General features: G+C 62.6%; 14 protein-coding genes. 8 read left to right on the top strand and 6 right to left on the bottom strand.

Annotated elements, in window-relative coordinates; all coding sequences use genetic code 11:
• Window positions 1–226 precede the first annotated feature (226 nt).
• From AC54T3_RS06465 to AC54T3_RS06450, 4 genes are all read left to right on the top strand, one after another.
• Entirely contained in the window at window positions 227–598 is a 372-nt protein-coding gene (locus AC54T3_RS06465; RefSeq protein ID WP_496623342.1) for a hypothetical protein, read from the top strand.
• A 435-nt stretch (window positions 599–1033) separates the two neighbouring features.
• Window positions 1034–1267, top strand: coding sequence for a sensor histidine kinase (locus AC54T3_RS06460; RefSeq protein WP_496623340.1), 234 nt, complete (start codon window positions 1034–1036; stop codon window positions 1265–1267).
• Window positions 1260–1946 carry a response regulator transcription factor gene (locus AC54T3_RS06455; protein WP_496623338.1) on the top strand — a complete coding sequence of 229 codons (687 nt, stop codon included), beginning with the start codon at window positions 1260–1262 and terminating at the stop codon, window positions 1944–1946. The genes AC54T3_RS06460 and AC54T3_RS06455 overlap by 8 nt, the downstream gene beginning before the upstream one ends.
• A 446-nt stretch (window positions 1947–2392) precedes the next feature.
• Window positions 2393–2896 (top strand): hypothetical protein, encoded by a 504-nt coding sequence (locus AC54T3_RS06450; protein WP_496623336.1) that lies wholly within the window; start codon window positions 2393–2395, stop codon window positions 2894–2896.
• A gap of 28 nt (window positions 2897–2924) precedes the next feature.
• Here AC54T3_RS06450 and AC54T3_RS06445 read toward each other — a convergent pair whose 3' ends face one another.
• Together AC54T3_RS06445 and AC54T3_RS06440 are read right to left on the bottom strand one after the other, a co-directional pair.
• Complete coding sequence (locus AC54T3_RS06445) at window positions 2925–3443, bottom strand: retroviral-like aspartic protease family protein (RefSeq protein ID WP_496623334.1); 519 nt, start codon at window positions 3441–3443, stop codon at window positions 2925–2927.
• Window positions 3444–3780: 337 nt separating this feature from the next.
• On the bottom strand, window positions 3781–4419 hold the full coding sequence (locus tag AC54T3_RS06440; protein ID WP_496623332.1) for a hypothetical protein: 639 nt from the start codon (window positions 4417–4419) through the stop codon (window positions 3781–3783).
• 401 nt (window positions 4420–4820) lie between these two features.
• Here AC54T3_RS06440 and AC54T3_RS06435 point away from each other — a divergent pair, with 401 nt between their 5' ends.
• The 3 genes from AC54T3_RS06435 to AC54T3_RS06425 are packed head-to-tail and all read left to right on the top strand — an operon-like array spanning window position 4821 to window position 7052.
• Window positions 4821–5249, top strand: coding sequence for a CBS domain-containing protein (locus tag AC54T3_RS06435; RefSeq protein ID WP_496623330.1), 429 nt, complete (start codon window positions 4821–4823; stop codon window positions 5247–5249).
• A gap of 3 nt (window positions 5250–5252) precedes the next feature.
• Window positions 5253–6686: a sigma-54-dependent transcriptional regulator gene (locus AC54T3_RS06430; RefSeq protein WP_496623329.1), complete on the top strand. Its 1434-nt coding sequence runs from the start codon at window positions 5253–5255 to the stop codon at window positions 6684–6686.
• 24 nt (window positions 6687–6710) lie between these two features.
• Window positions 6711–7052 carry a host attachment protein gene (locus AC54T3_RS06425; protein ID WP_496623349.1) on the top strand — a complete coding sequence of 114 codons (342 nt, stop codon included), beginning with the start codon at window positions 6711–6713 and terminating at the stop codon, window positions 7050–7052.
• Between the two features lie 14 nt (window positions 7053–7066).
• Here AC54T3_RS06425 and AC54T3_RS06420 read toward each other — a convergent pair whose 3' ends face one another.
• The 3 genes from AC54T3_RS06420 to AC54T3_RS06410 form a co-directional block, all read right to left on the bottom strand.
• Complete coding sequence (locus AC54T3_RS06420; RefSeq protein ID WP_496623327.1) at window positions 7067–7267, bottom strand: hypothetical protein; 201 nt, start codon at window positions 7265–7267, stop codon at window positions 7067–7069.
• 208 nt (window positions 7268–7475) lie between these two features.
• On the bottom strand, window positions 7476–7889 hold the full coding sequence (locus AC54T3_RS06415; protein ID WP_496623325.1) for a DUF1523 family protein: 414 nt from the start codon (window positions 7887–7889) through the stop codon (window positions 7476–7478).
• Between the two features lie 565 nt (window positions 7890–8454).
• Window positions 8455–8601, bottom strand: coding sequence for a hypothetical protein (locus tag AC54T3_RS06410; RefSeq protein ID WP_496623323.1), 147 nt, complete (start codon window positions 8599–8601; stop codon window positions 8455–8457).
• A gap of 321 nt (window positions 8602–8922) precedes the next feature.
• Between AC54T3_RS06410 and AC54T3_RS06405 the strand changes: the two genes are divergently transcribed.
• Window positions 8923–9855 (top strand): diacylglycerol/lipid kinase family protein, encoded by a 933-nt coding sequence (locus AC54T3_RS06405; RefSeq protein ID WP_496623322.1) that lies wholly within the window; start codon window positions 8923–8925, stop codon window positions 9853–9855.
• A gap of 144 nt (window positions 9856–9999) precedes the next feature.
• Here AC54T3_RS06405 and AC54T3_RS06400 read toward each other — a convergent pair whose 3' ends face one another.
• Window positions 10000–10659, bottom strand: a complete 660-nt coding sequence (locus tag AC54T3_RS06400; RefSeq protein WP_496623320.1) for a YqaA family protein — start codon at window positions 10657–10659, stop codon at window positions 10000–10002.
• Window positions 10660–10692: the final 33 nt, after the last annotated feature.

Raw genomic sequence — 10692 nt, 5'->3', positions numbered from 1 at the left:
GGCAGGCGCGCGCTCGGCAAAGCGTTGCAGGATACCGTCAAACATCCGGGCATCACCTCCAGGGTCGCTAGAAGATGACTATAGATTACAATAGGTTGACATCACCTTAAAAGGGCTGCTCAGCAGTCCTACAACGGGTGAGGTTGCTTTTTAGTCAACCATCAACGTAATATGCCTTGCCGATTAGTTCGGCAATTTTCCCGTTAACCAAAATGAGAATAACATCATGATTCGTTCTCTAGCGTTTGGGGTAGGCCTGTTACTCACTAGTGGTTCAGCGTTTGCCGCATGCACGATTTCAGAACACTGGGATTTCCAAGGTCAAACGGGAACTCTGCAAGACAACGATTACTTGAGGTTCACCGAAAAGGGGTCTGCGGCTGATAAGCATCTGCCTGCCAAGGACAGGAGGACGTATTGGGACTCGAGTTGGTACAACAAGATCTCTTCTGTACAGCTTTCCAATAATTGCAAGGCGGTGTTCTTTATGACACCGGACAATAAGCTGACAGGGCATCAAGTGATTCATGAAACGACCGCTCGGCTTCCCGAGGAATTGAACGACAAGACGCATGGCTTGATCTGCGATTGCCAGTGATCAATCCGGCTACCGTGCGGCACAGAGCTGCAGCTGCCAATATCGCGATCTAATTGAGATGGTTCGCTAACCTCAGTCACCATCCCCGGTTTGCCGGGGATGGTTCGTCGATTCTTCGCCTCCGCGAATTCCGCCCCTCCCTCATTATGACTGCCGTCACCGGCCAGTTTACTTATTCAGCGCGTTGTCTTCGAGGCCGCCATCGCCTTATGGACTTCGGCGTAGCCGCCTCCCGCTGCCCGGAAAGCTAAACCGTTGCCGGGTTATTTGAACCATTCGCGGTTCAAATAACCCATCCACCCCCTGCGCTCGCCGTGCTTCTCCATCGCCCGACCCGCGCGACGGAGCTGGCTCCAAATTTGCTTTAACTTTAATCCGCTTCAATACAGAACAACGCCGAGACAGCGAGACAGCGAGACGGCGAGGCAGTGATCGATGGTGCGGGTGACGGTGAGCGACACCGGCCCTGGACTGGATTGGGAGATGGAGAACGCCTTATTCAATCTGTTAGCCTCGCCCTGCGGCTCGCGGTTCGGTCTGGGGCTTCCCATCAGCCGCGACATCGTGGAAAGTCATGGTGGCAAGCTGTGGGCCGAGCCGAGTTCGGGCGGGGGCGCCTTGTTCCATTTCATGTTACCGCTGGGTCAGGCAGGAGGAGAGGATGGATGAGGAACAACGCGTGTTCATCGTCGATGACGACGAAGCAATGCGTGAATCGATGAAGCTGCTGCTCGAGATGCTCGGCTATCGCGTGCAGGTCTTTGCGGACGCCAAGTCCTTTCTCGCGTTCTGCTCGGACGACGACTGCGGCTGTCTGGTGCTGGACATGCGCATGCCGGAGATGAACGGCCTGGAACTGCAGCAGGCGCTGCGCAAGCGCGGCTATGGGCTACCGATCATCTTTCTGTCCGGATTCGGCGATGTCCCGACCACGGTGCGCGCGGTGAAGGCGGGTGCGGTGGACTTCCTCGAGAAGCCGGTGGGCAAGAACACGCTGGTCGAGCGCATCGAGCGCGCCTTCGAGATCGAGCGGCGACGGCGTCAGGATACAAGCGCGGTGGAGGCGGTGCGCGCGCGCTGCGCGACACTGACGCCACGCGAACTGCAAGTGATGGTATTGGCGACCCAAGGGTTGTCGAACAAGGACATCGCGCGCGAGCTGGAGATCAGCCCGCGCACTGTTGAGACCCACCGGGCGCGGATGATGGAGAAGATGGAGGCCGACAGTATTGCGATACTTTGCAACATGGTTGCGCTGTGTCCGCCCGGCGATGATGCACCGGCGCGGGCTGAAGGCGCCGGCGCCTGGCCTGAGGAAAGCGGGGAAAAGCGGCGCGGCCTTGCGTAGTTATACGGATTCCCTGGTACCAAGGGACACCCTATCCTTATCTGCGCCCAGCCGGTTTACACGAAGCCGTCGATTGCGCAGTCAGCTCCTGCAGTAGCCTAGCCAGGCAAATGATGGTGGAACGCCATCGCCGAGTCTCGATCGCGAAAACGCTGATCAACTGATCCAACGATCAACCACTCAGGGTCTGCCAATGAACATCAAACCCACCTTCAAAGCCGAGGGGCGCGCACCCGAACTGCGGCTAATGCCGCTCTTGATCCTCATGGCGGGGTCGGGAGCTGCGTCCGTGGCACTGGTCTTCGTACTCGAAACCTTGCGTTTACAACCATAACCCGCCCGACCGCTTCGTGCCTCGACGCGGGGCGGACTCGGCGCTTTCTTGCACGCACGGGCATCCGGCAGCGGTGCTTGATGTCGGTCGAGCGGATCGCGGAGGACACCGCATGAGTTCAGTGACGACGGCGCGTATTACGATCGGTAACCTGTATGCCGAGACCGGGTTCGCCTTTCAGATGGTCTATCTGAAGGGCTCGGATCGAGAGCAGGGCGAGCTGGTCGACTCGCTTCGAGGCCGGGTGGCGATCACGCGGGTGCTCAAGGACGAGGAGGGCTATGCGCTGGCTGTTATCCCTCGCACCTGGGCCATTGACCCATCAGCGCTGCGCGAGGAGTTCGGGCGCCATTTCCAAATCGCCGACGATCCCGAGACCGGACGGTTGTTCCTGCGCGGCATCCCTATCCCCATCGCTAGCGCGCGCGAGCGCGGGATCGAAGTGATCCTGGAGCAGTCGCTGGTCTGCCTGCCCAGCGTCTACCTCGAGACCGCCCATCCGAATCTGTTGATCCATCTCGACGGTGAATCCTTTCGGCGCCTGTTTTACGGCTCGTGGTGCGGTTGCATCAGCCACGCGAGCGAGCCTGTGCGCTCGGCCTGTGGTACCGGCTGAATCAGCGATGGCAGCGGCAGAGCCAGGTCTAGTTGACGGCGGTTCTGAGCGCGGGCAAGCGTGCCGGCTGTGGCAAGACGTTGGCCGAGGCGCTGCCGCAACGGCTCAAGCTCAAGCCGGGAGGATCGACCGAGAACACGAAGGGAGCAACTTTGCGCAACGCGCTGAGGCCGAGGATTTGGCGGGAGTTGCCCGGGAACACCGCCGCCTCGACATCCGTCAGCCAGCAGTCGCCACCGATGCGCATGCGCCTGATGGAGTAGAGCGGAACCTCGATCTCGCTGCCGTCGGCGAGAATGCCCTGCAGTTGTTTGACGTAGCGGGCGGCGCGACGCTGCATCAGCACGGCGAGCGTCTCTTCGTTGATGGTCATGTACCCGGAGCCGGTATCCACCATCAGGTCCACCGGCCCGAAGCCGGAAATTTCACCTGGCACATAGAAGGTCGCCGCAGATTTCTCCTGCATGGCGACACGGATCGTAAAGTCGTCTCCCCAAGCCGGGCCTAGTCCCACGGTCAGGGCCAAAAAAAAGATGAGCGTTGGCATCACTCGCATAGGGCACTCCCATCGATAGGCTGGTGTAACTCACCTGTCTGCGAAGACCTCATGCGGATCTTGCCGCTGGCGCGAGTCGCGGATGGTTAGAGAGTATGTGAGTTTCTAACTCAGTATAAATACTCAATTGCCTTCGGGTGCCCTTCTTTCAAGGATGTTGCCGGTTCGTGTGAGCAAACTGCGGATGGGGTCACATGCGCGATGGCGGCCTCGGGGGCTGTGCCTCTCAGGTGGTGCGTGCCTCCGGGAGGAGCGCGCAAAAAGGCCGACCGGGGAATCCCCGGCCGGCCTTCGGCTTCAAGTACGGTCTGCGGCTAACGCCGAAGACTTAATAGTTGCTGCCGCTCGGGGTGCTCCCTTCCCGCTGCATGCTGCCACCCTGTCGCAGGCCGCTATCCTGCTGCATGCCGTTACCACTCTGGCCTGTCCCACGCTGGGCCTCGAAGGCGGAAAATTCGGACCGATCGATCCGCTGTCCAGCCGTCACCTGCTCGTAGTCGCCCTTCTTATATTTGGACTGCGACGCGAGTTCGTCCTTGGAGGAGGCGGACTTCGGTGCCGTCAATGTGTCGCCCCGCATCTCGAGTTTGTCCAGCGGGATAGCGATCTGCTTATCCCCATCATCGAGCGTCACAACCACAAAATGCTTGTCGCCGTTTTTCTCACGAACGATCTCATCGATCTTGCCGACCTCCTTGACGAGCTGCTTGCCCTTGAGGTCGCTGATGTCGATACTCTGCTGACTCTGGCCCATCATCCCAGAGGTCTGCGTACCGGTCTGCGAACCCATGGCCGACTGGGCGCGTTGCTGCTCGGCGATGACCGCCGAACTCGCCAGCATCAGGGTTAAAACGACGCTGCTCGCCGTGACTGCGTTAAATGTTTTCATGTTCTGCTCTCTCGTCTCTGGTCTCTCGTGATGATCACTGCCGAAACCTCCCGCAGATGCTCCGGCATCGAGTAACAAGATGCACGTTGCATGCCATTCACCGGCTAGTGTCGATCAATGCCCGTGAAGCCTTGATACGCCAACAAGGCTTGGCTTGCCGTCGGCACAAACACCGTCGCCGTTTGGAACGGGCCGACCCGAGGCGGGGTGATTTACCCCCAGCGCTGGTGGTAATGACACAGGGGTATCGAGAGCCGGCGCGATGAGGCGTCGCGGCACCGGGATAGACCTTTAGGGTCGCGGTGATGCTCGGATCACGAACGGATGGGGGTTATCAACTAAGCTTCAGTTGATATCAGCCGCTTATGCTAGTGTGATTGTCGGCCAAGCGCCGTCAGTCAGCGCTGTCAGTCAACGGGCGGGTACGGCATCAAAGTTGCAGCCGCACAGAGACGCCTCAATTGCCCCGGAGTTCCTTGATGACATTGATCAACGCGATGCGCACCGATTTTCCGGTGGTCGATCCGGACAGCACCCTGTCCGCAGCGGCGAGCCGATTCGGCGAGACCGGATGCTGCAGTCTGCCGGTCCTTGATCAGGGCTGCTTGGTCGGTGCCCTCGACTCGCTGGATGTCGCCGCGCGAGCGGTCAGTGGCGAGCTTGACCCAACACGCGCGAGCGTACGGACGCTGATGCGGCGCGAGCCTGTCTGCTGTGGACCCGAGACCACAGTCGACGACGCGCGGCAGTTGATGATGCGCGAGCGCGTGAATACGCTCTTCGTCACCGAGTCCGGTCGGTGTCTGGTCGGGGTCATCGACCTAGTGGGGTTGCTGATCGCCGCCGAGTCGACGTCCAGCGCCGGGCCCGAGCTGGAGTGGAATCAGCGAATCCGCGGCGACGCATAACCGATGGCTGATCCACTGCTCATCATCGAAGACGAGGACGCGCTCGCGCGCGAGCTAGAACGCCATTTCTCCGGTAAGGGCTGGGACGTCGGGATTGCCGGACGGTTGTCGAAAGCGCGCGAGATCCTGATCAGCCAAAAGCTCGAGCCCCTGGTGATTTTGGCTGACATGAGTCTGCCAGACGGCAACGTGCTGGACCTGATGGAGACCGTTCGCGAGCAGAAGATCCCCTGCGAATGGATTCTGCTGACCGGCCATGGCAGCGTCCCGGACTCGGTGCGCGCGCTGCGTCTCGGTGCCTATGACTTTCTCGAGAAACCCTGTCCGCTGTCACGGCTGGAGATCGTCGTCGCCGGCGCCCGCCGCAGCGCCCTGGCCCAGCGGCGCTTGCAGACACAGACCCGCGACAGCCGCCGTCGCTATGCGCCAAGCTCCTATCTTGGCGCCAGCAAGACCACCGAGGAGACGCGCCGCTTGATCGCGCGGCTCGCCGAGGTGCCGTTCAGTGCGCTGATCATCGGTGGCGAGACCGGCACCGGCAAAGGGCTGGTGGCGCGTATCCTCCACCATGGCGGACCGCGCGCCGACGGTCCCATGGTCGAGGTCAACTGCGCCGCGCTGCCACGCGAACTGCTCGAATCCGAACTCTTCGGACACGAGGCCGGTGCCTTCACCGGCGCCAAGGGCCGTCATCGCGGCTATCTGGAACAGGCCCAGGAGGGCACCCTGTTCCTCGACGAGATTGCCGAGATGGATCTCGATCTGCAGACCAAGCTCTTGACCGTGCTCGAGGATCGGCGTCTGCGCCGACTGGGCGGCGAACGCCTGATCGAGGTCGATGTGCAGATCATCGCCGCCAGTAATCAGAGCCTCAAGGCGCGCGTGCGCAGCGGTGATTTTCGCAGCGACCTGTTCCATCGCCTCTCGGTGTTTCGCCTCGACCTGCCGCCGCTGCGCGAGCGCCTCGAGGACCTCGATCAACTGGTGCCGGTGTTGATCGACGAATACAACGCCCGCTCTGGCCGCCAAGTCTGCGAGGTGCCGGATACGGTCTACGAGCAGATGCGCGCCTACCACTGGCCGGGCAACGTGCGCGAGCTGCGTAACGTGATCGAGCGGGCGGTGCTGCTGGCGCGCGACAGCCTCTTCCCGGTCGAGTGGCTACAGCTTGGCCAAGGCGTCGCGCAGGCGCCGGCCAGCGGGCCGAGCATTGAGGGCGATCGGCTGCTGATCCCGCTCGACGGCAGCATGGCGCTCGACGAGATGGACAGCTACATCATCCGCACCGCGCTCGAGCGCAGCGGTCACAACGTCACCGCTGCGGCGCGTGCGCTTGGCACCACCCGCGAGACGCTGCGCTATCGCATCCACAAGTATGGCTTGGCGAGCAGCGGTGCGCGGGAGCCGCTGTCGGCGGCCGCGCCTGAGGCCGACTGACGCGGCTGATTCCAGGATCAGGATCTGGTCAGCGACCGACCTGGTCGGTCATTCGACTCGGGTGGGGAAGGGCGACACGCGCTCGAGCCGAAAACCCAACCGGGTGAGGTCGAGGCCCAGCGCTTCGCGAAATCGCTCGCCGAGACCCTGGATCAAGGCAGGAGCGAACATCGCTTCGAGATGCTCGGGTTGGTGGCGCCGCCGGCCCTTCTCGGCCTGCTGCGCAAGAGCCTGCCGGACGAGACCGCCCGCCAGGTCGTGCTCGAGGTGGACAAGGATCTAACGCGCTACGATGCCAAGGGCCTGCGCGCGCATCTGCCGAAGCGGCTGTTTGAGACCCCGCTCCGCAGAGAAAACGCCGAATAAGCGAGGGGCCAAGGCTACAGCAGTGGCGTGGCCAGACGTGACAGCCGGATCTTGGCCCAATCGAGGTGGCTCTCCGGCGCCAGATCGGCCGGGTGGAGTTCACGGGCGCACAGTATACGAAGCAGTGTGTCGGCGATCTGCCCCGGGTGGAACTCGTAGACGTGAACGCAGATGGCATGTTTTGCCCCTAGCGCATAGCCGAGGAAGTCGAGCATTGCGTTTGGCTCCGGTTCCGCGCGTGAACCTGTTCGGACCGGCCCGCGCGGATTGATGTGAATCTGCTCCCCACCGGCATCGCGCCGGCGGGGAATTGCGGCTTGATCAATCGGCGATTGACGAGCCGGCACTTGGTCTTGGCGGAGCAATCGGGAGATTGAATCGTCTCCCGAATGCTGATGCTCGATCTGCTGGACCTTGCGCGAATCAGCCCCTGGGGTCGTTCGCCTTATCCGGGTCCGAGCGCGCCATCCGGCAGCGCTCCGGGGCATCGATGGACGTGGCGTTCGGGAACATGTCCAGCCAAGTGATACGGAGCCCGTAGCCGTTGACGTCCACGGCTTCTTGAGGGCAGTTTTCGGAGATACGCCTGGCAATGGATTGCAGGGTGGCCGAGTCGAACTTGAAGTAGGGTGGCATAAAGCCAGCATCGGCGTTCTTGAAGATCAAGGTATCCGCCGTGTCTGGTTTGACCGTTTCGATGCGATATTGGACTTCGCGGCCATCACCGGTCGCGCCGGTGATTTGCACCTCCCAGGATTTCGGCCCCCAGCGAAGATAAAGAAAGCCGAGCACGAGGACGAGAATGACAACGAGGCTAATTTTGAAGTTCTGCTTCATGAGGTTCTGCTCCTTTGGGCGAAGAGGGTTGCGTTATTTCCTCAAGCGGAAGAGATAGCAAGCCTTAGGCCAGGCCCGCCGTGCCGAGAACAAGTCCGGAAAACCACGGGGGTGGAGTGTGCTGAACCGTTGCCGGCCGGTTTATCTTAGTTGATTTGAGCCGATCGCGGTTCAAAGAAACCGCTCTCGGCGATGTTGCGCGGTGCTCTCGAGCACGCCGTGCGCCGGACTCGGCGCGTCGGCCCCCCTCCGCCAGCGCCAGTGCTGCTGTGCTCTCAGTGCTGCTCAGGCAGGGCTAGCGGACTCCTGCTTGGCTGCGTCACGTGCCCGATTTTTGACCGCCAGACCCTTGTCGACCAGACCGTCCGGATCCAGCCCTTGCTCATGGGCCTCGTCCCGCGCGGCAGCGGTGGCGGCCTTTGCCGCACCCTTGGCCTCATTGACCTTGTCGTGGACCGCATCGCCAGCCTGCTTCTTGACCGCGTCGCTGCTCTCGCTCGGGTCGGATGTGTTGAACCGCCGGAACGAGCTTGCCTGCGGGTTGGATCATCAAGCGACATCGCCCTCACGGAAAACCGCGAGGGTCGCGGCGAAAGTCGTTGGTGCGCTTGACGATGTCCGCCGCCGCTTCGGCTAGGTCGGGAGGCGATTCCGGCTTGAGCGCCTGATTCGTCTGCTGCTCGATGCGCACGCTTGCGTTTTCTTCGCTCACCTGACCCAAGGAGACACCAGACAGGAGGATGCATGGAACGAGGAGAAGCCATTGACAGAAGTGCTGTGACGTCGTCTTGCGCGACGGCCCTTGGCAGTTCGACCATATAGGCGGCGGATGGTGGATATGGGCCAGCGGGCGAGCAAAACAACCGCCATTGGAGAATAAAACTCCAACCGTCCCTGGGCGTCTAGGAGCCTCGGAGACAGGAGGCTCGATGCTGAGCAGACGGCACGCCATCTGCTTATCCAAAAACGGCGGGGCAGGGAGACATCGCAACGCTACTCACCTGCCGCTATCCTATCGGGAGCCCAAACCTCAATGTCGTGCACCATCATCGTCTTCAATCCCAGCTCCGGGTCCGCTGACGCGCAGGGCGACGACCTGCCGCAGCGGCTCACCGAACGTCTCGCCGAGCGGGGTTGGACGACGACCGCGATCCCGTTCGACATGAGCCGCCACCAGCCCGGCACCTGGCGCGCCGGCCTCGAGGCGGGCCTCGCCGAGGGCGCCGAGCAGGTCTTCGTCCTCGGCGGCGACGGCACCGTCCTGGCGGTCGCCGAGGCGTTGCTCGGGCGCCAGGTGCCGCTCGGCATCGTCCCGCTTGGCACCGCCAATCTGCTGGCGCGCGATCTCGGCATCCCACTGGAGCCGGACGCGGCCATCGAGGCCCTGATCGATGCGCCGGCGAAGGCGATCGACGTCGGGCGCGTCAACGGGGCCCACTTCCTCTGCGCGTCTATGCTCGGGATGAGTACAGCCATGGCGCGTACCCGCGAAGCAGCGCGCGGCGCCGGGCCGCTGCGGCTCTGGGGGCGGCTGCTGCGCAAGGGGTTCTGGATGCTCTGGCGCTACCCGTATCGGCGCGTCACGCTGGACATCAACGGCCACACACAGGTCCTGCGGACGCGTGCGCTCGTCATCACCAACAACCCACTGGCGCCGGAGCCTAGCCTGTATCCGCGCCGCGACCACCTCGATCTTGGGGTGCTCGGCGTCTACGGCTTGCACAAGGGTCCGCTCTGGGAGGTGCCGCGCCTGGCGCTGCGACTCTTCGACGGCACCTGGTCCGAGGATCCGCGCATCTTCCACCACGCACTGCCGCAGGTCAGGCTCCAAGAGCGGCACCGTTCGCGGCTGACCGTCATGAACGACGGCGAGCGGCTGCGCCTGACGCTGCCCCTGCACTACGAAGTGCTGCCGGCGGCCCTCGTGGTGCTAGCGCCGGTCGCCCCCGACGGGGAGACCGGATGACTCACGCGATCGCGCTCGGCGTTGGGATTACCGCGTTGATCTGCACCGTCTTGCAAGGATCATGAACAGCGCGTCTACCGTCTGCGGTCGCGCTCCTCCCCTGACTGGCACGCACAGGCCCTGCCAACCCCGCGACCGTTGGCGCTAGCGAAAGGCGTAGAGGTTCAGCGCGACGATCGCGCCAATCACCACGAGCACGCCGATGCCCGCCTTAAGCCGGTGCTCCTCCCAGATCGCGAGCGCTTGCTCCCCATAGCGGTAGACCAGGAACGCGAGCCCGAAGTAACGGATACCCCGCGCCATGGTTGCCGCGAGGATGAACAGCAGCAGCGGATAGCCTGCGACACCGGCAACGAGCATCGCGACCTGGAACGGGATGGGCGCGATGCCGATCGCGAGGATCGCCCAGAAGCCCTGGGCGTCGAACCAAGCCTGGAACACCGAGTAGTCATCCTGCCAGCCCATCAGCTCGACCAGCCCGCGCCCAACGCTGTCATAGAAGAAGTAGCCGAGTCCGTAGCCGACGGTGGCCGCCAGCAGGCAGCCGAGCGTGGTCACGGCGGCGATCCGCCAGAGCAGATCACGCCGCACCAGCATGTACGGGATCAAGACGATCTCGATCGGGATCGGGACGATCATCGTCTCCAGGAAGGATGCGATACCGATCATCCACAAGCCATTGCGCGATGTCGCGAGGCTGCGAGCCCACTGCGTCGGGTGTCGCCACGCATCGCGGAAGCTGACGCGGGGGCTTGCGTCGGCCTCGCTCGCGGTCGATGGCAGGGTGGAATCGGTTTCGTTCATGCGTCATGTCCTCGATATCAGTCGAGCGGTCGG

The organism is Halochromatium sp. NSM3 (assembly GCF_059621085.1).
Note: the sequence above shows the minus strand (reverse complement) of the source record. Positions and strands in the feature narration are given on the sequence as shown.